The organism is Thermohalobaculum xanthum (assembly GCF_016623495.1).
GTDB lineage: Bacteria > Pseudomonadota > Alphaproteobacteria > Rhodobacterales > Rhodobacteraceae > Thermohalobaculum > Thermohalobaculum xanthum.
The window spans coordinates 231,072-252,934 of sequence record NZ_JAEHHL010000007.1; the positions used below are offsets into that span (position 1 = coordinate 231,072).

Below are 21,863 nucleotides of genomic sequence, written 5' to 3' on the forward strand. Positions count from 1 at the left end.
CGGTCGCAGCGGTCTCCGAAGTTCAGAGGCATGGGAATGCCGGCTGCGCTCACGCCGCGCGCAGGGCGGCGGCCTTCACGTCGTCCGAGACATGCGCCTCGTACTGCGTGAAGTTCTTGGCGAACATCGAGACAAGCTCGACCGCCTGCCGGTCATAGGCCGCCGGATCCTTCCAGGTCGAGCGCGGGTCGAGCAGGCTTGCATCGACACCCGGCACCGCGACCGGAACCTCGAAGCCGAAATTCGGATCGACGCGGAACTCGACGCCGTTGAGCGAGCCGTCGAGCGCCGCCGACAGCAGCGCACGCGTCGCCTTGATCGGCATCCGGCTGCCCTCGCCATATGCGCCGCCAGTCCAGCCGGTGTTCACCAGCCAGCAGGTCGCCCCGGTCTTGGCGATCTTGTCGCGCAGGAGCGCACCGTAGACCTCGGGGCGTCGGGTCATGAAAGGCGCGCCGAAGCAGGTCGAGAATGTGGGCTGCGCGGTGGTCACGCCCTTCTCGGTCCCGGCCATCTTCGAGGTGAAGCCCGTGAGGAAGTGGTACTCGGCCTGCGCCGGCGAGAGCCGCGCGATCGGCGGCATCACGCCGAATGCGTCGCAGGTCAGCATCACCACGTTCTTCGGCACGCCCGCGACGCCGGTCGACGACGCGTTCGAGATGTAGTGCAGCGGGTAGGCGCAGCGCATGTTGGTGGTGAGGCTGTCGTCCTCGAAATCCAGCGCGCGGGTGTGCTCGTCGTAGACCATGTTCTCGATCACGGTCGCGAACATCGAGGTGGTCTTGAAGATCTCGGGCTCGGCCTCGGGGCTCAGATGGATGGTCTTGGCGTAGCAGCCGCCCTCGAAGTTGAAGATCCCGCCTTCGGTCCAGCCATGCTCGTCATCGCCCAGCAGCGTGCGCGCCGGGTCGGCCGAGAGCGTCGTCTTGCCGGTGCCCGAGAGGCCGAAGAAGATCGCCGCCTGCGACGGGTCGCCATTGGCATGGTTGGCCGAGCAGTGCATCGGCATGACGCCCTTGCCGGGCAGGATGTAGTTGAGGATCGAGAAGATCGATTTCTTATTCTCGCCCGCGTAGGACGTGTCGCCCACCAGCACGAGCCTGCGCTCGAAGCTGACCGCGATCACCGTCTCGGAGCGGCAGCCATGGCGCGCGGGGTCGGCCTTGAAGTCGGGGCAGTTGATCACCGTGAACTCGGGCGCGAAATCGGCCAGCTCGGCGACCTCGGGCCGGCGCAGCATGTGGCGGATGAAGAGGTTGTGCCAGGCCAGCTCGTTCACCAGGCGCACCTTGAGCCGGTGCGTCGCGTCGGCGCCGGCATAGAGATCCTGGACGAAGACCTCGCGGCCCTTCAGATGGGCGATCATGTCCTGGTAGAGGCGCTCGAAGGCATCGGGCGCCATCGGCGCGTTGTTCTCCCACCAGACATCGGCCTCGACCGAGGGCTCGCGCACGACGAACTTGTCCTTGGGGCTGCGGCCGGTGTGCTTGCCGGTATTGCAGAGGAAGACGCCACCGATGCCGATCTCGCCCTCGCCCCGCCGGACGGCAGCTTCGACAAGCGCGGCTTCCTGCAGGTTGTAGTGGACGGTTCCGACGCCCTCGATGCCCATGTCCTCGAGGCGGCAGTTCGGATTGACGATTCCACGCTGCATTCTCATCGATCTCCATCACCCGGATGCGCCGGCGAACCTGCGGCCGGGCATCCTCTCCCAGTAGCTCTCCCGGGGGCTGCGTCCGCGTTCCGGTCCGGCACGGCCCTCATCTTGGTGTGCGGGCTGGTCCCGCATGGTCGAGTCGCAGGCTCTATAAGCAGCGCCGGGTGCTAGGTCCACCCCGATCAGCGGCGACATCGCGGCACAGGCGGGCGTGTCCCCGCAGCCGCAGGCCATGATTCGCATCGCCACACCAATCGCCAGAAAATTGCGTTGACAGCCGCGCCGTGCAATCATCCTGTCGGGTTAACGACCTCCAAGTCCGCCGGTACGATGCGTAGGCCGAGAGCGGGCAGGCAAACGAGCAGAAAAGACGGCCCACGGGCGAGGGCCGCACCGATCGGGAGAAACCGTCATGGCGACTATCGCGCTTGTCGACGACGACCGGCATATCCTCAGTTCTGTCTCGATGGCGCTCGAGGCCGAGGGCTACGAGGTCCGCACCTACAACGATGGGGCGAGCGCACTCCAGGGGCTTGAACAAAGCCCTCCCGACCTCGCCGTCTTCGACATCAAGATGCCCCGGATGGACGGCATGGAGCTGCTGCGCCGGCTGCGCCTGAAGACCGACCTGCCGGTGATCTTCCTCACCTCGAAGGAGGAGGAGATCGACGAGCTGATCGGGCTGCGCATGGGCGCGGACGACTACATGCGCAAGCCATTCTCGCAGCGCCTGCTGGTCGAGCGCATCCGCGCGGTGCTGCGCCGGCGCGAGATGGCGGGCGAAGGCCCCGTCGAGCGCACCGAGACCGAGAAGATCCTGCGCAGGGGCAAGCTCGAGATGGACCCGATGCGCCACTCGACCACCTGGGATGGCCAGCCCGTGACCCTCACGGTGACCGAGTTCCTGATCCTGCACGCGCTGGCGCAGCGGCCCGGTTTCGTGAAGAGCCGCGACCAACTGATGGACGCGGCCTATGACGACCAGGTCTATGTCGACGACCGCACGATCGACAGCCACATCAAGCGTATCCGCAAGAAGTTCCGCGACGTCGCCGACGAGTTCAACGCGATCGAGACGCTCTATGGCGTCGGTTACCGCTACAAGGAGGCCTGAGAGCGGGATTGGAGGCAGGCAGGCGGAATCGCGACATAGGCGCCGGGCCCGTCGGGCTGGACCGGCGCCGCAGGCCGGCATCGACCCGAAGCCGCATCCTGATGGGGCTGCGCAAGTCGGCGCCATTCTCGTCGCTTCAGCGGCGCATCATCTTCTTCAACCTGATGGGTCTCGCCGTCCTCGTCTTCGGCGTGCTGTACCTGAACCAGTTCCGCTCGAGCCTGATCGAGCAGCGGGTCCAGGCCATGCGGATGCAGGGAGAGATCATCGCGATCGCCCTGACCGGCGGCGCGACGGAGGAGGACCCCAATGCCGAGGCGGCGCCGCTCGACCCCGAGGCGGCGCGGGCGACCATCGCGTCGCTGGGCCGGCCGCTCGATCTGCGGGTCCGGCTCTTCGACACCGAGCTGCGCCTCATGGCGGATTCCCGCAGCCCCGACACGGGGGGCGAGCTGCCGATCGCGGTCACCCCGCTGCCGGCGCCACCCACGGGGGTCAAGGACAGCGTCCTAAACCGCGCCGAGGCCGCCTACGACACCCTCGTGCAGGGCATCCCCGGCTCGCGGCCAGGCTTCACCGAAGTGCCCACGACCGAGGTCGCGACTGACGCCGAGATCGTTCAGGCGGCGGCGGGGCGGGTCGCCTCGTCGATCCGCGTGAACTCGGCCGGCGAGCTGATCCTTTCCGTGGCATTGCCGGTGCGCCGGCTCTCGGTCGTCCAGGGCGTGCTGGTCATGTCGACCGAGGGCGGCGACATCAACCGCATCGTCCAGCGCGAGCGCGTGATCATCCTGCAGGTCTTCGTGGTCGCGGCGGCGGTCTCGGTGCTCCTGTCGATCATTCTCGCCAACACGATCGCCGCGCCGATCCAGCGGCTGGCCGAGGCCGCTGACCCCGAGGGCGAGCGCAGCGGCCGCCTCGTCAATCCCGAGCGCGTGGAGATCCCCGATCTCACCCACCGCATCGACGAGATCGGCGATCTCTCGGACTCGCTGATCCGCATGACCTCGGCGCTCTACACCCGCATCGAGGCGATCGAGAGCTTCGCCGCCGACGTCGCCCACGAGATCAAGAACCCGCTCACCTCGCTCAGATCGGCGGTCGAGACGCTGGAATACGCCAAAACCGACGAGCAGCGGCTTCGGCTGATGGGTATCATCCAGAAGGACGTGAACCGGCTCGACCGGCTGGTGACCGACATCTCCAACGCCTCGCGGCTGGATGCGGAGCTGGTGCGCGAGCGCATGGACCATGTCGACCTGGTCGAGATCGTGACCACCATGACGTCGATCACAGCGACCCAGGGCCAGGAACGCGGCATCGGGGTCGTGACCCGCATGCCAGGGAACGCGCTGGTGGTCGCGGGGCTCGAGGTGCGCCTCGCGCAGGTGTTCACGAACCTCCTCGACAACGCGCTTTCCTTCTCGCCCGAAGGCGGCACGATCACCGTCGAGGGGCGGATGCTGCCCAATGGCGCGGTCAGGATCGCGGTCACGGACCAGGGGCCGGGCATCCCCGAGGATAATCTCGAGTCGATCTTCGAGCGCTTCTATTCCGAGCGGCCGGCCGAGGGCTTCGGCAATCACTCGGGCCTTGGCCTGTCGATCTGCCGCCAGATCGTCGAGGCGCATGGCGGCAGGATATGGGCCGAGAACATCCGCGAGGCCGGCGCCCAGCCGGACGCCCGGCCCAGGGGCGCGCGCTTCGTCGTGGAGCTGCCGGTCGCGCCCGGCGCGATGAGCCGCGGGCGGGCGCAGCTGTGACGCGCTCCGCGCCGCGGCGCGGCGACGCCACGAACCGGCCGGTCTTCCATGCGAGCGCGGTCGCCCATCACGGCAGGGGATGCGTGATCCTCGGCGCCGCCGGGAGCGGCAAGACCTCGCTCGCGCTCGGCATGATCGCGCTCGGGGCCGACCTGGTCGCGGACGACCGCGTCGCCATCGCGGACACGGCGAGCGGCCCCGCGCTTGCGCCGGTCCCGCATCTCGCGGGCCTTGTCGAGATCCGCGGCGCGGGGATCCTGAAGCTGGCGCGCCATGCCGCCGCCGCGCCGCTCTGGCTCGCCGCCGATCTCGACCGCAGCGAATCCGAACGGATGCCGCCGCGGCGCGAGATCGAGCTTGCCGGACACAGCGTGCCCGTGATTGCCTGCGCCGGCTGGAGCGGCGCCGCGGCCGCGCTGATGGCGATCCTGGCGGCAGGCGTTCTGCCCGATCCCGAGTACTTCGCGCACGAGGGCACACCATGAGCATCGCATCCGGACCTCTGGCCGAACCCGCGGATCGCGGCGGCGAGCCCGCCGCGCAACCCGCCCCGGGGGTGGTGATCGTGACCGGGATGTCGGGCGCGGGCCGCACGACCTCGATCCATGCCTTCGAGGACATGGGCTACGAGGTGCTCAACAACTTTCCCCTCTCGATGCTCGACGCGCTGATCGAGGCGCGCGACGGCAGCCAGCCGCTCGCGCTGGGCGTCGAGACCCGGACGCGGGGTTTTTCGGCCCGCTCGCTGGGCGGTGCGCTCGACTTCCTGCGCACACGGCTCGATTCCGCGCCACTGCTGGTGTTCCTCGACTGCGCCGACGCGGTGCTCGAGCGCCGATTCATCGCCGCGCGCCGACGTCACCCCCTCGCGCCGGCAGAGGAGCCGGCGACGGGTGTCGCCCGCGAGCGCGACCTGCTGGACGAGATCCGCGCCGCGGCGGACATCGTTCTCGACACGACCGAACTCACGCCGCACGACCTCCGGGCCGAGCTCGAGGCGCGCTTCTCGCCCGGGCGGGCGCGCCGCATGACGGTCGGCCTGACCTCGTTCAGCTACAAGCGCGGCGCCCCTGCCAGCGCCGAGCTGACGGTCGATTGCAGGTTTCTGCGCAATCCATATTGGGACGAGTCGCTTCGCAGCCTTGACGGGCGCGATTCGGCTATACAGGGTTACGTCGGCGCCGATCCCCGGTTCGACGCCTTTCTGGACCGACTGACCGAGATGACCCTGATGATGCTGCCAGCCTATCTCGAGGACGGGAAGGTCTTTTTCTCTGTCGCTCTGGGCTGCACCGGCGGTCAGCACAGATCCGTCGTCGTGGCGGAGTCCCTCGGGCGCCGGCTGGAGGCGGCGGGCTGGCCCGTGTCGCTGCGGCATTCCGAGCTCGAGCGGCGCAGGTAGGAGGCGGTGACCCGCATGATAGCTGCATGATCGGTCTCGTGATCGTCGCCCACGGCAGCCTGGCACAGTCGCTTCTCGACGCGACCGAGCATGTTGTTGGGCCCCAGCCGACGGCCCATGCGGTGGCGATCGCGCCATCCGACGACCTGCATGCCCGCCAGGCCGAGATCAACGCGCTGGTCGAGGCCGTGGACGACGGATCGGGCGTCGTCCTGATCACTGACATGTTCGGCGGCACCCCGTCGAACCTCGCGCTTGGCGCCATGACGCGTCCCGGCATCGAGGTGATCTACGGCGCGAACCTGCCGCTCTTGGTGAAGCTCGCGAAATCGCGCGAGCGACCGCTGTCGGAAGCCGTGCGCCTGGCCATCGAGGCTGGTGAGAAATACATCGATTCCGCCGCACGCATGCTGGATCCGCAGGCCCGGGAATGACCTGCATCATGCCGTCGCGGAACCTCGACATCGTGAACGCCAAGGGGCTCCACGCCCGTGCATCCGCCAAGTTCGTCGAAACCGTCGAACGCTTCGATGCCCGCGCGCGGGTCAGCCGAGACGGGCAATCGGTCGAGGGCGACTCGATCATGGGGCTGCTCATGCTTGCGGCTGCACGGGGCACATCGATCCTCGTCGAGACCGAAGGACCCGAGGCCGAGGTCCTGCTTGACGCGCTCACCGAGCTGGTGGCGAGCCGTTTCGGCGAGGCGGCCTGACGCATCGGGCAGCAAGCCGCGGGCCCCCGGCGCCCAAGCGTGAAAGACTGCGGAAGAATGGAACCTCGGGTGACGCGCCGCGGACGGATTGCCAGGAAGATCGTCGGAGGGATTCTTGTCGCCAGCGCCGGGCTCGCGGCAACGCTCGTGTTCAACACCCTTCGCACCGCGCCGGCAGACCCTCCGGCGACAGGCGGGGCTGCGCCAGCTGCCATGGACCAGGCCGCGAACGCGCGGCTGGCCGAGGCGATCCGGTTCGACACCCGCTCGATGGCGCCAGGTGTGCCGGTCGATCCCGACGCGTTCACGGCCTTGCACCGCTTTCTCGAGCGCAGCTATCCGCGCGTCCACCGCACGCTCGACCGCGAGCAGGTCAACGACTTCAGCCTCGTGTTTCACTGGGAAGGGACAGACCCGGCTGCACAGCCAATCCTCCTGACGGCGCATCTCGACGTCGTTCCCCCGAACGGCACGTGGAGCCGGCCGCCCTTCGGCGGGTTGATCGAGGACGGCTACATCTGGGGCCGTGGCGCGCTCGATGACAAGGTTTCGGTCCTTGGCATCCTCGAGGCGGTCGAAGCGCTGATCGCGGAGGGGTTCCGGCCGCGAAGATCGATTTACCTCGCGTTCGGCCATGACGAGGAGATCGACGGGGAGAACGGCGCGAAGGCCATTGCGGCGCTGTTCCGCGCGCGCGGCTTGCGGTTTGCCTTCGTGCTCGACGAGGGCTCGCCGATCGGGCACGGCCTCGTCCCCGGGATCGAGGCGCCCGTCGCGCTGGTCGGCACCTCGGAGAAGGGCTATCTGTCGGTCGAGTTCAACGCCCATACCAGCGGCGGACATTCGTCGGTGCCCTCGCGCGCCTCGGCCATGCGGGTGATGACCGAGGCGATGGTCGATCTCTACCGCGTCTCGGACAGGGGCGCGATCGCGCCGCCCTTTTCGGACACGCTCGCGGCGATTGCACCCCATATGGGCTTCCTGCCACGGCTGGCGCTCGCGAACCGGTGGCTGTTCGATCCGGTGCTGGTCGACATTCTCATGACCATCCCCGAGGCACGCGCGATGATCTCGACGACCGGCACGCTCACGGTGATCCAGGCGGGCGACACCGACAACGTGATGCCCAGCCACGCGCGTGCGATCGTGAATTACCGCCTGGTGCCCGGCCGCCCCGTCGAGGGCCAGATCGGCCTGATCCGCGACGCGCTCGAGGGATCCGGCATCGCGGTCGACGTGCTCGGCGCGCCGAGCGATCCCTCGCCGGTCGCGGATCCCGAATCGCGAGAGTACGCACTGCTCGCCAGGACGGTCCGCGAGGTGTTTCCGGACGTCTTGGTCGCGCCGGCCCTGGTGCTCGCCGCCACCGATGCGCGCCATTACGTCGATGTCGCGGACCAAGTCTTCCGGTTCCTGCCAACGCGGCTTGGACCCGAGGACGTGCCGCGTCTGCACGGCGTCGACGAGCGGATCTCGACGGAGAACTATGCCGAGATCATCACGTTCTACGAACAGCTGATCCGCAACGCCGCCGCGCCGGACTGAGCCGGGCGGCGCGGGATCGGCCGGGCCGCCCTCACGCCTCGTTAACCATTGGTCTTCACGCTTTGGAAAGCGGACTGCGGCACCCTCGCTGGGCATCCGGGAGTCAGTGAAGGGGCGCGCCGAGACCGGCGCGGGTTTGCGAGTGCAGCGTATCGAAGAGTTTCTCAGGCGCATCGGCCTCCGACGGCGGCGGCAGCCCGTGGCGCCGGACCCGGGCCTTGGCATCGACGCCGGCACCGCCGAGCCCATCACCGCCGAAGACCAGCCGCCAGCGCAGCCTGCCCGGCCGGCCGAGCCCTTGCGCGCGGCAGACGACCTTGCGGCCGAGATGCACGGCCTGGTGCTGCTCGCGATCGACGACTTCGCATCATACGAGGCCCTCTTCGGCGACCAAGCGGCGCGCGGGATCCTTCACGCGATCGAGGAACGCGTGCTGCCGGCGTTGACGGCCGAGGCGGGGTTCTGGAATCCCGGGCGCGGCAAGCTCGCGATCAGCCTGCCCGGCGCCGACCTCGATGGGATCCGGATGACCGCGCGACAGCTTCAGCGCCTCGTGGCGCAGGAGGGGCTCGCCACGCCGGCGGGGCGGCTCTTCGTGACGGTTTCGGCCGGATGCGCCGTCGCCGACGCCGAAGCGCTGCCCTTCCTTGGACCGACGGCCGAACGCGCGCTTGGCGATGCACGGCGCGCGGGGCGCGGGCGATGCCGGATCGTCCCGGCGGCCAGGCGCGACGACGCGCCGGACATCGGGGCCGCAGCGCTGCGGGATCTCGAGGCGGGGCGCGTCACCTTCGCCTACCAGCCCGTGCGCAGGGCCGACCAGGGCGGACCATCCGCCTTCTTCGAATGCCTCGCGCGCCTGCCCAACGAGGGGGCGCCGCCCGTCGAGGCAGTGCGGTTCATGTCCAGTCTGATCGAGGCGGGTCAGGCACCGGTGCTCGACCGCCTTGCCCTCGAGCGCGCGCTTCTGCTGATGACCGTCAACCCGATGGCGCGGCTCTCGGTCAACGTCTCGCGCCAGACGATGGAGGACCGCGAGTGGCTTGGCCTGCTGACGGGGCGCTCGGCGGTGGATCTCAGCCTCGGGGACCGGCTGATCGTCGAGCTGACGGAGTCCGACGTCCTGGCGGTGCCCGCGATCGCCGGCGGCTTTCTGGCGGCGGTGCGCCGCTGCGGCGTGGCGCTCGCGCTCGATCGCTACGGCGTCGCGCCCATGTCCGCGGCCGAGCTTGCGAGCTTCCGGGTCGACATCGTCAAGCTCGCCCCTGAACTGTGCCACCTGATCGCGGATGCGCCCGGACGGCACGCTCGCCTGCGCGAGCGGATCGCGCTTGCACGCGCAGCCGACCTGATGGTCGTGGCGACGGGGATCGAGCGCGCGGACGATTCAGACTGGCTGCGCGAGGCGGGCGCGAGCCATGTCCAGGGCCGCCTCATCGCGGCTCCCGATTCGGCGCCCGACGAGTTGTCGGCGCCGATGGCGCCGCGCAAGCTGCCGGCGCGCTTCAGCCTTTATCGCGGGTGAGTTTCTCGAGCTGCGCCTGCATCTCGCGAAGCTGACGCTGCAGCGCGTCGAGATCTTCGCTCAGCTTCCCGGGCGCGCCGCGCGGCGCCTCGGGCGTCGGGACCGGACGCGGCCCGGCGGGCTGCTCCCCCTCACCGCCGGGGCGACCCTGCTGTGCGCCGAAGGGGCTGAACATCCGCATTGCCTGCTCGACGAACTCCATGTTCGAGCGGGTCAGCGCCTCGAAATTCTGCATGGCGGGGTTCGCGGCAAAAGCCGCGCGCATGCGTTCCTGGTTCTTGGCGAAGGCGTCCATCGACGCATCGAGATACCCCGGCACCACGGATTGCAGCGCATCGCCATAAAGTCGGATCAGTTGGCGAAGGAAGTTCGTGGGCAGCATGTTTCGGCCCTTGGCTTCCTCCTCGAAGATGATCTGGGTGAGCACCGAGCGGGTGATGTCCTCGCCCGTCTTCGCGTCGAAGACCGCGAAGTCCTGACCCTGGCGAACCATCTTGGCCAGATCATCGAGCGTCACGTAGGAACTGCGGGCCGTGTTGTAGAGGCGTCGATTGGCGTATTTCTTGATGATCACGCGTTCGGCCGCTTCCGGCGCTTCCTTTTCAGCTGCAGACACTAGCGCCTCCTCCCAGACTTCGCGCGCGAACGCCATCGCTGGCGATCTCAATCTTGCATCCCCCGCCGGTCAGGGCAACACTTCGTTGCACTTGCGAAACTGCGCCGCATCGCGTCCTCCCCATTGCCCCGCGCCGCGCGGCGCGGCATCCTCGCCCGACAAACGGAAACGTTGGCGGGGCCGGCGGAAAATTTATTGTGCACCGCACAATTGTCGCATTGTGCCGACCCCGCCCAACGTGCAACACAACGCCCCAAGGCGTCGGTTCAAGACGCTTCGTCCAAGGGGAGAAAGGTAAGGCCCATGACCAATATCGTGATCGCCTCGGCTGCAAGAACGCCGGTGGGCAGCTTCAGCGGCGCCTTCGCAACGGTGCCCGCGCATGAGCTTGGCGCAACGGCAATCCGCGCCGCCCTGTCGCGCGCCGGCGTCGACGCCGCCGAGATCTCCGAGACGATCCTTGGCCAGGTGCTGACCGCGGCGCAGGGACAGAACCCCGCGCGCCAGGCGCATATCGCCGCCGGCCTCCACGAAGGCGCGGCCGCCTGGGGCATCAACCAGGTCTGCGGCTCGGGGCTGCGCGCGGTCGCTCTGGGCGCACAGCACATCATGCTGGGCGACGCGGGCATCATCGTCGCCGGCGGCCAGGAGAGCATGTCGCTGTCGACCCACGCCGCCTATCTGCGGGCCGGCACCAAGATGGGCGACGTGAAGTTCATCGACACGATGATCCGGGACGGCCTGTGGGACGCCTTCAACGGCTATCACATGGGCACGACCGCCGAGAACGTCGCCAAGCAGTGGCAGATCGGCCGCGAGCAGCAGGACGAGTTCGCGCTTGCCAGCCAGAACAAGGCCGAGGCCGCGCAGAAGGCCGGCAAGTTCAAGGACGAGATCACGTCCGTGACCGTCAAGTCCCGCAAGGGCGACGTCATGGTCGAGGATGACGAGTACATCCGTCACGGCGCCACCCTCGAGGGCATGCAGAAGCTGCGCCCTGCCTTCGAGAAGGACGGCACGGTGACCGCCGGCAACGCCTCGGGCATCAATGACGGCGCGGCCGTCGTGCTGCTGATGACGGCCGAGGAAGCCGAGCGCCGCGGGATCGAGCCGCTCGCGCGGATCGTGAGCTACGCCACCGCCGGCGTCGACCCCAAGATCATGGGCACCGGGCCGATCCCTGCCTCGCGCAAGGCGCTCGAAAAGGCGGGCTGGAAGGTCGGCGATCTCGATCTCGTCGAGGCCAACGAGGCCTTCGCCGCCCAGGCCTGCGCGGTCAACAAGGACATGGGCTGGGATCCCTCGATCGTGAACGTGAACGGCGGCGCCATCGCCATCGGCCACCCGATCGGCGCCTCGGGGTGCCGCGTGCTCAACACGCTGCTGTTCGAGATGAAGCGGCGTGACGCGAAGAAGGGGCTGGCCACGCTCTGCATCGGCGGCGGCATGGGTGTCGCGATGTGCGTCGAGCGCCCCTGACCAGGATTTCGGCGGGGCCTTGCGGCCCCGTCGGCCATTCCACGACCCGACGAGAGATCAACGAACAAAGGAGAGGAGACGACCATGGGACGTGTTGCTCTGGTCACCGGCGGCTCGCGCGGCATCGGCGCGGCCATTTCGGTCGCACTGAAGGAAGCCGGCTACTCGGTTGCCGCGAACTACGCGGGCAATGACGAGGCCGCCTCGAAGTTCTCCGCCGACACCGGCATCCCGACCTACAAATGGAACGTTGCCGATTACGAGGCGTCCAAGGCCGGGATCGCGAAGGTCGAGGCCGATCTTGGACCCGTTGACGTGGTGGTCGCCAATGCGGGCATCACCCGCGACGCGCCGTTCCACAAGATGACGCCCGAGCAGTGGCAGCAGGTGATCGACACCAACCTGACCGGCGTCTTCAACACGGTCCACCCGGTCTGGCCCGGCATGCGCGACCGCAAGTTCGGCCGCGTCATCGTCATCTCGTCGGTGAACGGCCAGAAGGGCCAGTTCGCGCAGGTCAACTATGCGGCCACCAAGGCGGGCGACCTGGGCATCGTCAAGTCGCTGGCGCAGGAAGGCGCGCGCAACGGCATCACGGCGAACGCCATCTGCCCCGGCTACATCGCGACCGAGATGGTGATGGCCGTGCCCGAGAAGGTGCGCGAGTCGATCATCGCCCAGATCCCGGCCGGCCGGCTGGGCGAGCCCGGGGAAATCGCGCGCTGCGTGGTGTTCCTGGCCTCGGAGGATGCGAGCTTCATCAATGGCTCGACCATCTCGGCGAACGGCGCCCAGTTCTTCAGCTGACGCCCACGGAGAGCGTGTTTGCGGCCGGCCACCCGGAAACGGTGGCCGGCCGCTTGGATTCTGTGCGCCTGCGTCACGTCAGCATGCGACGCAAGGCTTGGGACGATGACGGCGCGGCGCCGTGAGGAGACCACGCACCGACGCGATCGCGGCACGCACCATGCTGCGCAGGATGCGCGAGCGTTCGGCCATGCCGCGCTCGTAAGCGGCGCGCTGCGCCGCAGCGAGATCGATCCGTTCGAATTCATGGCGATCGTGCTGTGACATTTCAGTCAATCTCCATTTCATCAAGCAAGGCAATGCGCTCTTGCTGACCCTAAAGATCGTGGTTAGTTATGGCTTTTACAAACGAGTTTCCTCGGAGCGTCAGGTAAGAAAATCTTGTCCGACTCATCGCGCCTCCCGCCGCTGACCGCGCTGCGCGCCTTCGAGGCCGCGAGCCGTCATCTGAGCTTCGCGAAGGCCGCGCAGGAGCTGTTCGTGACCCCCGCGGCACTCAGCTTCCAGATCAAGAGCCTCGAGGAGCACCTCGGCGTCACCCTGTTCCGCCGCCTGAACCGCGCCGTCGAACTGACCGAGCCGGGCCGCGCGCTCCAGCCCGGGCTCGCGGCGGCCTTTCGCGAGATGCACGAGGCGGTGCGCGCGGTCGAGCGGATGAAGGAGGGCGCGCCCCTCACGGTGACGGCGGGTCCGGCCTTCACCGCGAAATGGCTCGCGCCCCGGTTCTTCCGCTTCGCCGAGGCGCATCCCGAGATCGAGCTGCGTTTCGTGGCGTCGCTGAAGATCATGGATTTCGACCGCGACGGCATCGACGTGGCCGTGCGCTACACGCCGCGGCCCGACGATACTGCCTATTGCGAACTGATGATCGACGAGTGGGTCATCCCCGCCGCCGCGCCCGCCGTGGCCGAGCGGATCGCGACACCGGCCGACATCCTGCACGAGACGCTGCTGCATGACGACAGCATCAACCATCTTCGCCCGGCGATGACATGGGCGGTCTGGCTGCGCGCGGCGGGGCTCGCGCCCGGCGCCGAGGCCGAGCGCGGCTCGCGGTTCTCGAGCGCGGATCACGCGATCGACGCGGCGGTCGAGGGCGCAGGCGTGATCCTCGCGCGCGCCTCGCTGATCGAGCGCGACCTCGCGGCCGGCCGGCTGGTGACGCCATTGCCGATGGGGCTGATGACGCCGGGCAAGTATTACTTCCTCTGTCGCAAGGGTGCCGAGGCCGAGCCGCGGATCGAAACCTTCCTCGACTGGATGCGCGAAGAGGTCGCCTCGATCGCCGCGATGGGCACGCGTTTCGATTTGCGGCCTTTCCCGGATTGAGCCCCCTTTTCCGCGTGCCCGCGCTCGCCTATGTTCGCGCCGCAGGTGATCGCGGAGGCTGACGAAGATGCTGATCGGGATTCTCGAGGCCGGGAAGGTCAACGAGTCGCTGGTGTCGAAGCACGGCACCTACCCCCCGATGTTCGAGCGGCTTCTGGGCCTGGCCGGTCCCGAGTTGCAGTTCCAGGCCTATTCCGTCGTCGACGGCGTGCTGCCGGAAAGCGCCGAGGAATGCGACGCGTGGCTGATTACCGGCTCGCGCCACGGCGTCTATGACGACCTGCCCTGGATCGAGCCGCTCAAGGCATTCCTGCGTGCCGCGCGCAAGGCCGGCCGGCCGATGATCGGCATCTGCTTCGGCCACCAGATCCTGGCCGAGGCGCTGGGCGGAGAGGCGGTGAAGTCCGAGAAGGGCTGGGGCATCGGCGTGCACGAATACGAGGTGATCCGGCGCCCCGGCTGGATGGCGGACGCCCCGGACCGCCTCGCCTTCCACGCGATCCACCAGGACCAGGTCGTGTCGCTGCCCGCCGACGCGACGCCCCTTGCGACCTCGCCGTTCTGCGAGCACGCCTTTGTCGCCTATGGCGACCCCGAGACACCGGACGCGATCTCGATCCAGCCGCATCCCGAGTTCGACGCCGAGTACGGCTACGACCTCGTTGCCATGGGAAAGGGCGTGCGTTTCACCGACGATGAGGCCGACCGTGCGCTGGCCACGTATGGCAGCGCCGTGCATGCCGACGATTTCGCCCGGTGGTGCGTGAACTACCTTGCGGCATACGCCAAACGCCGCGCCGCGGCAGCCTGAGGCCCCCGCCGCCCGAGAAGGCTCACTCGGCAGCCGCGCTGGCCGTGAGCTTGCCCAAGGCGCCGGTCATCGTGACGATCACCGGGTGGTCGGCGGCAAGGCCATGATCGGCGGCGACGCTGGCCGGGGCGTGGTAGATCATCACGGTCGCTCCGCCTTCGTCGACGACCTGGACCCTGAGGGGAAGATCGAGCCCCATGCCGGGAGCGTCCTTGATCGCCCCGGTGCCGAGCGCGGGGTTCCCGAAGATCACGACCTGGTTTGCCGGGATCGCCTCGCCCACGGACTGCGCGCCGGCCGCGTGGTCGACCCGCAGGAAGATCTTCGCGCCGGCGCCCTCGACAGCCGCCACCAGCCGATCAGCCGTCTCGCTCACCGTATGCGGGCTTGCGACACGGACAAGATCCGCCGCCATCGCGGACCCGGTTGCCAGCGCGAACATCGCGGCGCCGGCAACGAGCGGGCGGAATACGGTCGTGACAGTCATGGCTTGACCCCCGGTTGCGTCGGTGTGAGGCCCCAGCCTAGCCCGACATGGTGCGCGCCGCACGGCGCATTCCGGGTCACAAAACTCACATTCGCGCGGGGCATGATGCCCGCGCGTTAAAAAAGGGCCGGTTACCCGGCCCCGTGTGTCGTCTCTCTCAGTGGTAGTCGGGAGCGAGCCTCGTGATCTCGTCCTTGAGATGCAACTTCTGACGCTTCAGTGTCGCGATTGCGAGGGGATCTGAACTCGGTCGGCGCTGCTCGTCCTCAATCTGTTTTTCAAGCGCCTGATGCTTCTGCCGGAGTTGGTCGAGATGTGAGGTGAGACTCATATCCGTCCTCCTGTTGCCGATTGTGACGATACAACTACAGCAGGATTCGCGCCCGCTGTCACGAATTCGTCGAAACCGGTTCAGTCACAAGTGGTTATCCCCAGTGCCGCCGGTTACTCACACCCGGCTGTGGAAGACTCAGCCCGCCGGCAGCGCCCGTTCCACCAGCCCCGACCAGAAGGCGACGCCGGCGGGGGCTGCCTCGTCCGAGAAATCATAGGCAGGATGGTGCAGGGGCGCGCTGTCGCCGTTGCCGATCAGCACGAAACAGCCCGGAACCTCGCGGCTGAGGAAGGCGAAATCCTCGCTTCCCATGGTCGGCGGGTGGCCGCGCACCACGCGCGCGTCGCCAAAGATGTCGCGCAGCGCGGCCTCGGTGAAATCGGTGACGGCGCGGTCGTTGACCGTCGCCGGATATGGCGTCGGCCCGCGGTCGATCTCGATCTCGACCGCGAAGCTGCGGCCTATCTCGGCGCAGATCCGGTCCATCTCGGCCTGGATCACGGCTTGCACCTTGTCCGAGAAGGTGCGCGTCGTGCCCATCAGCAGCGCGCTCTCGGGAATGACGTTGTGGGTCGAGCCGGCATGGAACTGGGTGATCGACACAACCGCGGGCTCGAGCGGATCGACCACCCGGCTGACGATCGACTGCAGCGCCGACACGAGCGCGGCACCCGCCACGATCGGGTCGCGCGCGAGGTGCGGCTTGGCCGCGTGGCCACCCTTCCCCTTCACCGTGATGGTGAACTCGTCGGCCGAGGCGAGGACCGGGCCATCCTGGAGCACGAAGTGCCCCGCCGCCATGCCGGGCCAGTTGTGCATGCCAAAGACCCGGCTGGCCGGGAAGCGTTGCAGCAGCCCGTCATCGAGCATGGCCTTGGCGCCCGCGCCCCCTTCCTCGGCCGGCTGGAAGCAGAAATACACCGTGCCGGCGAAGTTGCGCGTCGAGGCCAGATGCTTGGCCGCGCCCAGCAGCATCGTCGTGTGCCCGTCATGGCCACAGGCATGCATCTTTCCCGGCTCGAGCGATTCATGCGCCACGCCGCTGGCCTCGTGCATCGGCAGCGCATCCATGTCGGCGCGAAGCATGATCGCCTCGGTGCCCGGGCCGCCGCGCCCGTGCAGCACGCCAACCACGCCGGTGACGCCGATGCCGGTCTCGACATGATCGAGGCCGAAGTCCCTGAGCAGGCTCGCCACCCGCGCCGCGGTCCGTTCCTCGTGATAGCCAAGCTCGGGGTGGCGATGGAAATCCTGCCTCCACTCGGCGAGCTCGGGCGCCATGGCCGCGATCGAGTTTGCGATGGGCTTCAGGGATCCGGTGGCGGATGCGGTCAACGGCTGGTCTCCTCGAAATCGATCGGCCTGGCGTCGCGGAGGATCGCGCGGGCGCGTCGGGTGAAGTCGTCCTGATCCGCAAGATGCGCCTGGCCTTCGTGCAGGACAAGAGGCGCGAGCAGTCTAGAGGGCGTGCGCACGCCCTTGCGCGCACGCACGATCACGCGCTTGGCGTCGCGCCCCTCGCGGGCGGCGAGCGGCAGAACCTCGATCGCGCCCGCGCGGTCGGTCAACGCGGCGAGGATCTCGGGCAGCCGTTCTGCCCTGTGTATCAAGGCGATGCGCCCGCGCGGCCGTGCCCGCGCCAGCGCCGCCCCGATCCAGTCGTCGATGCCGGCACCACCTTCGCGATGCGCGCGGTCGCGGACCGCGACCGGCGACGGGGGGCTGGCACTCGGGTGATAGGGCGGGTTCAGGATCACGTGATCGAACGATCGCGCCCGCAGTTCGGGCGGCGGCGCGGCGATGTCCCCCTCGACAAGCGAGATCTCGACGCCATTGAGCGCGGCATTGCGCGCCGCGAGGCCGAGATAGAGCGGCTCGATCTCGAGCCCCGCGAGCGAGAGGCCGCCAACCCGCGCGGCAAGGCAGAGCGTCGCGGCACCCGCACCGATCCCGAGCTCGAGCACGCTCTGGCCTGGCGTTGCCGGCACCGCCGCGGCGAGGAGCACCGGATCCGTCGCGGCGCGGTAGCCCGAGAGGGGCTGGAGCAGGCGCACGCGGCCGCCAAGCAGCCGGTCCTCGCGCAGTTCCGGATCGGCGCTTCGGGGCGATGCTGGCTCGCTGGTGCCGGCGCTCATCCCCACCGCCCCGGCTCGTAGATGTCGATCCCGTTCTCGCGCAGGATCACGCGCGCCCGGAACAGATCCTCGCGGCGCACCATGATCCGGCGCGGGAAGGCGCCGATGCCCCCCTCGAGGACGCTTATGTTGTGGTCGAAGACGAAGCAGTCTATATCCTCGGCCGCGAGGAGCGCCCTCGCGAAGGGGATCAGCGTCGGGTCGGTGGTGCGGACGAGTTCTTCCATGCCGTGCAGCGTTACGCGAACCGTCCCGCGGCGTCGAGTGGCGGCACAGCCAGCACGCCGCAACGGGCATCCGCGGCATCGATTCGCCCACATCTCCTGACTGACCCAGCCCAAGGATCCTGTGCGCATGCCTTCGACCTCCGCGACGAGCCCCAACACCGCGCCCGGCCCTTTCGAGCGGCTGGTCGCGCTGGTCTCCGAGGATCTCGAGCGCGTGGGCCTGGTGATCCGCGAGCGCATGAGTTCGGAGCACGCGCCGCGCATTCCGGAAATCTCGGCCCATCTGATCGAGGCGGGCGGCAAGCGGCTTCGGCCGATCCTGACGCTGGCCGCAGCCCGGCTCTGCGGCTATCGCGGCGATGACCACATCAAGCTGGCGGCGACGGTCGAGTTCATCCACACCGCCACGCTGCTGCACGACGACGTGGTCGACGAGAGCGCGCGCCGGCGGGGACGGGCCACCGCGAACATCCTCTGGGACAACAAGTCGAGCGTGCTGGTCGGCGACTACCTGTTTTCCCGCGCGTTCCAGCTGATGGTCGAGACCGGGTCGGTGCGGGTGCTCGGCATCCTCTCCTCGGCCTCGGCCGTGATCGCCGAGGGCGAGGTGCTGCAGCTGATCACCGCGCATGACCTGACCACGGGGCTCGACCGCTACGAGCAGGTCATCCGGGGAAAGACGGCGGCGCTCTTCGCCGCCGCGACCGAAGTGGGCGCGGTCATCGCCGAGCGGCCCGAAGACGAGGTCACGGCGATGCGCACCTATGGCGACGCGCTGGGGATCGCCTTCCAGCTGGCCGACGACTGGCTCGATTATGGCGGGTCGGCCGACGCGCTTGGCAAGAACACCGGCGACGACTTCCGGGAAGGCAAGGTGACGATGCCGGTGATCCTCGCGGTGCAGCGGGGAGACGCGGCCGCGCGCGCCTTCTGGCAGCGCACCATCGCCAGGGGGCAGCAGGGCGAGGGCGATCTCGAACAGGCTCTGGCCTACCTCGATGCGACCGGCGCGCTGGAAGCGACGCGGCAGGCCGCGCGCGACGAGGCGGCGCGCGCGATCGGCGCCCTGGCCGCCTTTCCCGAGGGGCCGATCAAGACCGCACTGACCGATATCGCCGAGTTCGTGGTCGCGCGCACGGTGTGACGCGGCGTCAATACCCGACGAAGCGTGAACTGACGGCTGCGGCTAACCTTGGTGTTTGGCCGCCGCACTAGGCGACGGGCGCCGCCGTCACCCACCAGCCTGGCGCCTGCGCGCGGATCCGGTCGGCATGCGCAAGCGCGGCCTCGGCCGTCTGGTGCAGGGCAAAGCATGTGGCACCCGACCCCGACATCCGCGCAAGCGGGGCATCTCCAAGCGCCGCGACAACCTCGCCGATCTCGGGGCAGAGATGTCGTGCGGCGGGCTCGAGATCATTGCGCTGTGCCCGGAGCCAGTCGACCAGGGACGGGAAGTCCCGAAACCCCTGGCCGGGCGCAGCAGGACCCGGCGGATGATCCTTCTCGACCGTCGCGCGAAAGACGGCACGGGTCTCGACGCTGCGCAGCGGATTGACGAGCACCATCCAGAAGTCCGGCATCGCGGGCCCGGGTGTCAGTTGCTCGCCGACACCCGCCATCAGCGTCGCGCGCGGTGCGGCGAGGCAGACCGGCACGTCCGCCCCGAGCCGTTCCGCGAGCCCCTCGGGCACGGAGACGCCCCAGCGCCTGGCGAGAACCCGCAGCGCCGCCGCGGCGTCGGACGAACCGCCGCCGATGCCCGACGCGACAGGCAGGTTCTTGGTCAGGCGAAGCGCCGCACGCGGCCGGGCGATCGCGCATGCCTGCGCCAGCATCTCGGCCGCCCGCAGCACGAGGTTGTCGCCACCCGCCGGAAGGTCCCAGCCGAACGGACCATCGAGCGAAAGCGACAGGCCCGGCCCGTCCTCGGCCTCGATCACGTCCCCGACCCCGGGAAACACGGCGAGGCTTTCGAGCAGGTGATAGCCATCGGCCCGCAGGCCGCGCAGATGAAGGAACAGGTTGACCTTTGCCGGCGCGGCATCGGACATGCCCCCGCCGGCCGCGCGGGACGCGGCGGGGTCGGACGACGTCAGGGTCATTGTCAGCCGCCGTTCTTCGCGTCCGTCGCCCCGATCACCGCGGGCGTTCCGCTCGCGGCTTCCTCGGCAAGCACCGTGTCGAGGCCGACCTCAAGCTTCCGGCGGATCCGCTTGAGATCCTTTTCCTCGGGCTCGAACGACAGGGCGCGCTTCCACTGGAATCGTGCCTCGGTCTTGCGGCCGACCATCCACAGGGCGTCGCCATAGTGATCGTTGATGACCGGATCCACCGGCATCAGTTCGACGGCGCGCTCGAGATGGGTCGAGGCAGCCTCGAAATCGCCCAGCCGGTACAGGACCCAGCCCAGGCTGTCGACGATGTAGCCATCCTGCGGCCGCTGCTCGACCGCCTTTTCGATCATGGCCTGCGCCTCGTCGAAATTGAGGCCCATCTCGACCCAGGAATACCCCAGGTAGTTCAGCACCAGAGGCTGGTCGGGTTCGAGCTCAAGGGCCTTCAGGAAGTCGGGCTCGGCCAGGTCCCATTGCTTCGAGCGCTCATAGGCGATGCCCCGCTGGTAGAACAGCACCCAGTGATAGGGCTCGACCTCGGGCAAAAGGCGGATCGTCGCGTCGTAGGCCAGCGCCGCCTCGTCGAAACGCTCCTCGCGCCGCAACAGGTCGCCGAGCGCGTTCTGCGCCTCGATCGATCGCGGGAAGCGGGCGGCGACCTCGCGCATCGCGATGATGGCGGGCTCGACACGACCCGAGAGCTGCAAGGTCTCGGCGCGGCCGATCTGGGCCTGCATCGCCTCGGGCACGTCGCGCGGCACCGTCTCGTAGGCCGCGATCGCCTGGTCGTACTGGTCGGACGCACGCAGCATCTGCGCCGTCAAGAGCTTGGCCTCGATCAGGTCGGGGTCGAGGAAATTCGCCAGCCGCGCGTAGGCAAGACCGACCATCCGGTTCGCGCCGCGCGCGAGAAAGCCCGCGAGGTCGAAGAACGCCTCGGCCGTGCCCTGCTCGGCGCTCGTGACGACGGGAGACGGCAGGTCGCCCTGCGCGATCGAGCGCTCCAGGTCCTCGAGCCGGTCGTCGCCGAGCGTGCGGCCCAGGCGCTGCGAGATCAGGGCACGCGCCTCGTCGGTGCGGTCGAGCCGCGCCAGCGCGCCGGCCTGGCTGCGGACGAGGCGAAATCCCGCCGTGTCAGGGCTGTCGGATGCCTTCAAGAAGGCCTCGACCGCGGCCTCGTCATTGCCCGCCAGCGCCTCCATCAGTCCGAGATGATAAGATGCCAGCTGCTGTCCCGCGGGGCCGAGGTTGGTGTCCGCCTGGAGGTCGGTGATCGCCATGCGCGCGGCATTCGTGTCGCCAGCCGCGACATGCGCCCATGCCTCGATGAGAAGCCCGAGAAACTGGCCGCCATCCTCGGGCACGGCGTCCAGCGCCGCGCGCACCTCGTCGGGCTTCCGGCGTTTCAGGCCGTCGGCGGCGAGGACGAGGGCGCCGAGATTGTGGCCAGGCGAGACCTCCTCGAGCCGCCTCGCAAGGGGAATCGCGGTATCGACCTGACCGGCTGCGACCTTGGCGAGGATCGTGCGTTCGAGCAGGGTCTTGTCCGACGGATCGCCGGCAAGGGCCCGGGCATAATACTCGGCCGCGCCGGCGGCATCACCGTTCCGCACGGCCTGCTCGGCCGCGAGATAGGCACCAACGGCAGGCTCGGCAATGCCCGGCCGGGGCGCGCCTGCGAGGAGGAGCGCGATGGCCGAAACGCCCACCGCGCGGGTCACGAAAGAGAAGCAGCAGTCCAATGCGGTCTCCTCGGAATGGTAGCCTTACAGGCGGCACATGGGGGCCGCAGCGTGGAAATCCTAG

General features: G+C 68.7%; 23 protein-coding genes and 1 pseudogene. 14 read left to right on the plus strand and 10 right to left on the minus strand.

What is annotated here, in order from left to right; translation table 11 throughout:
• Nucleotides 1-49 precede the first annotated feature (49 nt).
• Nucleotides 50-1,654, minus strand: coding sequence for a phosphoenolpyruvate carboxykinase (locus H0I76_RS12825; RefSeq protein WP_200610397.1), 1,605 nt, complete (start codon nucleotides 1,652-1,654; stop codon nucleotides 50-52).
• 415 nt (nucleotides 1,655-2,069) lie between these two features.
• Here H0I76_RS12825 and H0I76_RS12830 point away from each other — a divergent pair, with 415 nt between their 5' ends.
• From H0I76_RS12830 to H0I76_RS12865, 8 genes are all read left to right on the plus strand, one after another.
• A complete protein-coding gene (locus H0I76_RS12830) occupies nucleotides 2,070-2,771 on the plus strand; it encodes a response regulator transcription factor (RefSeq protein ID WP_200610398.1) in 702 nt (233 codons plus the stop codon).
• Between the two features lie 101 nt (nucleotides 2,772-2,872).
• The gene (locus H0I76_RS12835) at nucleotides 2,873-4,534 is read left to right on the plus strand and encodes a stimulus-sensing domain-containing protein (RefSeq protein WP_200610399.1); all 1,662 of its coding nucleotides are present in this window, start codon (nucleotides 2,873-2,875) and stop codon (nucleotides 4,532-4,534) included.
• On the plus strand, nucleotides 4,531-5,019 hold the full coding sequence (locus H0I76_RS12840) for an HPr kinase/phosphorylase (protein ID WP_200610400.1): 489 nt from the start codon (nucleotides 4,531-4,533) through the stop codon (nucleotides 5,017-5,019). Before H0I76_RS12835 ends, H0I76_RS12840 begins: the two co-directional genes overlap by 4 nt.
• Nucleotides 5,016-5,936: an RNase adapter RapZ gene (gene rapZ / locus H0I76_RS12845; protein WP_200610401.1), complete on the plus strand. Its 921-nt coding sequence runs from the start codon at nucleotides 5,016-5,018 to the stop codon at nucleotides 5,934-5,936. The genes H0I76_RS12840 and rapZ overlap by 4 nt, the downstream gene beginning before the upstream one ends.
• 26 nt (nucleotides 5,937-5,962) lie before the next feature.
• Nucleotides 5,963-6,370 (plus strand): PTS sugar transporter subunit IIA, encoded by a 408-nt coding sequence (locus H0I76_RS12850; protein ID WP_200610402.1) that lies wholly within the window; start codon nucleotides 5,963-5,965, stop codon nucleotides 6,368-6,370.
• Nucleotides 6,371-6,378: 8 nt separating this feature from the next.
• Nucleotides 6,379-6,648, plus strand: coding sequence for an HPr family phosphocarrier protein (locus H0I76_RS12855; RefSeq protein WP_200610584.1), 270 nt, complete (start codon nucleotides 6,379-6,381; stop codon nucleotides 6,646-6,648).
• A gap of 69 nt (nucleotides 6,649-6,717) precedes the next feature.
• Nucleotides 6,718-8,193 carry a M20/M25/M40 family metallo-hydrolase gene (locus H0I76_RS12860; protein ID WP_200610404.1) on the plus strand — a complete coding sequence of 492 codons (1,476 nt, stop codon included), beginning with the start codon at nucleotides 6,718-6,720 and terminating at the stop codon, nucleotides 8,191-8,193.
• Between the two features lie 199 nt (nucleotides 8,194-8,392).
• Entirely contained in the window at nucleotides 8,393-9,718 is a 1,326-nt protein-coding gene (locus H0I76_RS12865; RefSeq protein ID WP_200610405.1) for an EAL domain-containing protein, read from the plus strand.
• Here the strand turns inward: H0I76_RS12865 and phaR are convergent.
• Nucleotides 9,699-10,370, minus strand: a complete 672-nt coding sequence (phaR, locus tag H0I76_RS12870; protein ID WP_200610406.1) for a polyhydroxyalkanoate synthesis repressor PhaR — start codon at nucleotides 10,368-10,370, stop codon at nucleotides 9,699-9,701. The two genes, H0I76_RS12865 and phaR, sit on opposite strands and share 20 nt — an antisense overlap.
• A gap of 267 nt (nucleotides 10,371-10,637) precedes the next feature.
• Between phaR and H0I76_RS12875 the strand changes: the two genes are divergently transcribed.
• The 5 genes from H0I76_RS12875 (at nucleotide 10,638) to H0I76_RS12895 (ending at nucleotide 14,760) form a co-directional block, all read left to right on the plus strand.
• Nucleotides 10,638-11,813 (plus strand): acetyl-CoA C-acetyltransferase, encoded by a 1,176-nt coding sequence (locus H0I76_RS12875; RefSeq protein WP_200610407.1) that lies wholly within the window; start codon nucleotides 10,638-10,640, stop codon nucleotides 11,811-11,813.
• An 84-nt stretch (nucleotides 11,814-11,897) separates the two neighbouring features.
• Nucleotides 11,898-12,620: an acetoacetyl-CoA reductase gene (gene phbB, locus H0I76_RS12880; RefSeq protein ID WP_200610408.1), complete on the plus strand. Its 723-nt coding sequence runs from the start codon at nucleotides 11,898-11,900 to the stop codon at nucleotides 12,618-12,620.
• 105 nt (nucleotides 12,621-12,725) lie between these two features.
• A complete protein-coding gene (locus H0I76_RS12885; RefSeq protein WP_200610409.1) occupies nucleotides 12,726-12,884 on the plus strand; it encodes a hypothetical protein in 159 nt (52 codons plus the stop codon).
• A 117-nt stretch (nucleotides 12,885-13,001) separates the two neighbouring features.
• Nucleotides 13,002-13,949: a transcriptional regulator GcvA gene (gene gcvA / locus H0I76_RS12890; protein WP_200610410.1), complete on the plus strand. Its 948-nt coding sequence runs from the start codon at nucleotides 13,002-13,004 to the stop codon at nucleotides 13,947-13,949.
• A 67-nt stretch (nucleotides 13,950-14,016) separates the two neighbouring features.
• The gene (locus H0I76_RS12895) at nucleotides 14,017-14,760 is read left to right on the plus strand and encodes a type 1 glutamine amidotransferase (RefSeq protein WP_200610412.1); all 744 of its coding nucleotides are present in this window, start codon (nucleotides 14,017-14,019) and stop codon (nucleotides 14,758-14,760) included.
• 22 nt (nucleotides 14,761-14,782) lie between these two features.
• On the opposite strand, the gene H0I76_RS12900 is transcribed toward H0I76_RS12895, so the two are convergent.
• The 6 genes and pseudogenes from H0I76_RS12900 to H0I76_RS12920 all read right to left on the minus strand — a co-directional run bounded on the left by H0I76_RS12900 (nucleotide 14,783) and on the right by H0I76_RS12920 (nucleotide 17,943).
• Complete coding sequence (locus H0I76_RS12900; RefSeq protein WP_234455293.1) at nucleotides 14,783-15,247, minus strand: DUF302 domain-containing protein; 465 nt, start codon at nucleotides 15,245-15,247, stop codon at nucleotides 14,783-14,785.
• A gap of 157 nt (nucleotides 15,248-15,404) precedes the next feature.
• Entirely contained in the window at nucleotides 15,405-15,578 is a 174-nt protein-coding gene (locus H0I76_RS12905; RefSeq protein ID WP_200610414.1) for a YdcH family protein, read from the minus strand.
• A 94-nt stretch (nucleotides 15,579-15,672) separates the two neighbouring features.
• Nucleotides 15,673-15,732 (minus strand): annotated as a pseudogene (locus H0I76_RS19805) (hypothetical protein); the annotation flags it as partial.
• A complete protein-coding gene (locus H0I76_RS12910; RefSeq protein WP_234455294.1) occupies nucleotides 15,717-16,916 on the minus strand; it encodes a M20 aminoacylase family protein in 1,200 nt (399 codons plus the stop codon). The pseudogene H0I76_RS19805 and the gene H0I76_RS12910, both read right to left, overlap by 16 nt.
• Nucleotides 16,913-17,716 carry a tRNA1(Val) (adenine(37)-N6)-methyltransferase gene (locus H0I76_RS12915; RefSeq protein ID WP_200610416.1) on the minus strand — a complete coding sequence of 268 codons (804 nt, stop codon included), beginning with the start codon at nucleotides 17,714-17,716 and terminating at the stop codon, nucleotides 16,913-16,915. Before H0I76_RS12915 ends, H0I76_RS12910 begins: the two co-directional genes overlap by 4 nt.
• Nucleotides 17,713-17,943 carry a putative signal transducing protein gene (locus tag H0I76_RS12920; RefSeq protein WP_200610417.1) on the minus strand — a complete coding sequence of 77 codons (231 nt, stop codon included), beginning with the start codon at nucleotides 17,941-17,943 and terminating at the stop codon, nucleotides 17,713-17,715. Before H0I76_RS12920 ends, H0I76_RS12915 begins: the two co-directional genes overlap by 4 nt.
• A 127-nt stretch (nucleotides 17,944-18,070) precedes the next feature.
• Between H0I76_RS12920 and H0I76_RS12925 the strand changes: the two genes are divergently transcribed.
• On the plus strand, nucleotides 18,071-19,087 hold the full coding sequence (locus tag H0I76_RS12925; protein ID WP_200610418.1) for a polyprenyl synthetase family protein: 1,017 nt from the start codon (nucleotides 18,071-18,073) through the stop codon (nucleotides 19,085-19,087).
• A gap of 67 nt (nucleotides 19,088-19,154) precedes the next feature.
• Here H0I76_RS12925 and H0I76_RS12930 read toward each other — a convergent pair whose 3' ends face one another.
• Both H0I76_RS12930 and H0I76_RS12935 read right to left on the minus strand, forming a co-directional pair.
• Nucleotides 19,155-19,994: a 4-(cytidine 5'-diphospho)-2-C-methyl-D-erythritol kinase gene (locus H0I76_RS12930; RefSeq protein WP_200610591.1), complete on the minus strand. Its 840-nt coding sequence runs from the start codon at nucleotides 19,992-19,994 to the stop codon at nucleotides 19,155-19,157.
• Between the two features lie 53 nt (nucleotides 19,995-20,047).
• A complete protein-coding gene (locus tag H0I76_RS12935) occupies nucleotides 20,048-21,799 on the minus strand; it encodes a tetratricopeptide repeat protein (protein WP_200610419.1) in 1,752 nt (583 codons plus the stop codon).
• Between the last annotated feature and the right edge of the window lie 64 nt (nucleotides 21,800-21,863).

Coding starts and splice junctions, on each gene's coding strand:
- H0I76_RS12825 (WP_200610397.1), bottom strand. CDS start 1,654: ATGCAGCGTGGAATCGTCAATCCGAACTGCCGCCTCGAGGACATGGGC.
- H0I76_RS12830 (WP_200610398.1), top strand. CDS start 2,070: ATGGCGACTATCGCGCTTGTCGACGACGACCGGCATATCCTCAGTTCT.
- H0I76_RS12835 (WP_200610399.1), top strand. CDS start 2,873: ATGGGGCTGCGCAAGTCGGCGCCATTCTCGTCGCTTCAGCGGCGCATC.
- rapZ (WP_200610401.1), top strand. CDS start 5,016: ATGAGCATCGCATCCGGACCTCTGGCCGAACCCGCGGATCGCGGCGGC.
- H0I76_RS12850 (WP_200610402.1), top strand. CDS start 5,963: ATGATCGGTCTCGTGATCGTCGCCCACGGCAGCCTGGCACAGTCGCTT.
- H0I76_RS12855 (WP_200610584.1), top strand. CDS start 6,379: ATGCCGTCGCGGAACCTCGACATCGTGAACGCCAAGGGGCTCCACGCC.
- phaR (WP_200610406.1), bottom strand. CDS start 10,370: ATGGCGTTCGCGCGCGAAGTCTGGGAGGAGGCGCTAGTGTCTGCAGCT.
- H0I76_RS12875 (WP_200610407.1), top strand. CDS start 10,638: ATGACCAATATCGTGATCGCCTCGGCTGCAAGAACGCCGGTGGGCAGC.
- phbB (WP_200610408.1), top strand. CDS start 11,898: ATGGGACGTGTTGCTCTGGTCACCGGCGGCTCGCGCGGCATCGGCGCG.
- H0I76_RS12885 (WP_200610409.1), top strand. CDS start 12,726: ATGACGGCGCGGCGCCGTGAGGAGACCACGCACCGACGCGATCGCGGC.
- H0I76_RS12895 (WP_200610412.1), top strand. CDS start 14,017: ATGCTGATCGGGATTCTCGAGGCCGGGAAGGTCAACGAGTCGCTGGTG.
- H0I76_RS12900 (WP_234455293.1), bottom strand. CDS start 15,247: ATGACTGTCACGACCGTATTCCGCCCGCTCGTTGCCGGCGCCGCGATG.
- H0I76_RS12905 (WP_200610414.1), bottom strand. CDS start 15,578: ATGAGTCTCACCTCACATCTCGACCAACTCCGGCAGAAGCATCAGGCG.
- H0I76_RS12915 (WP_200610416.1), bottom strand. CDS start 17,716: ATGAGCGCCGGCACCAGCGAGCCAGCATCGCCCCGAAGCGCCGATCCG.
- H0I76_RS12920 (WP_200610417.1), bottom strand. CDS start 17,943: ATGGAAGAACTCGTCCGCACCACCGACCCGACGCTGATCCCCTTCGCG.
- H0I76_RS12925 (WP_200610418.1), top strand. CDS start 18,071: ATGCCTTCGACCTCCGCGACGAGCCCCAACACCGCGCCCGGCCCTTTC.
- H0I76_RS12930 (WP_200610591.1), bottom strand. CDS start 19,994: ATGTCCGATGCCGCGCCGGCAAAGGTCAACCTGTTCCTTCATCTGCGC.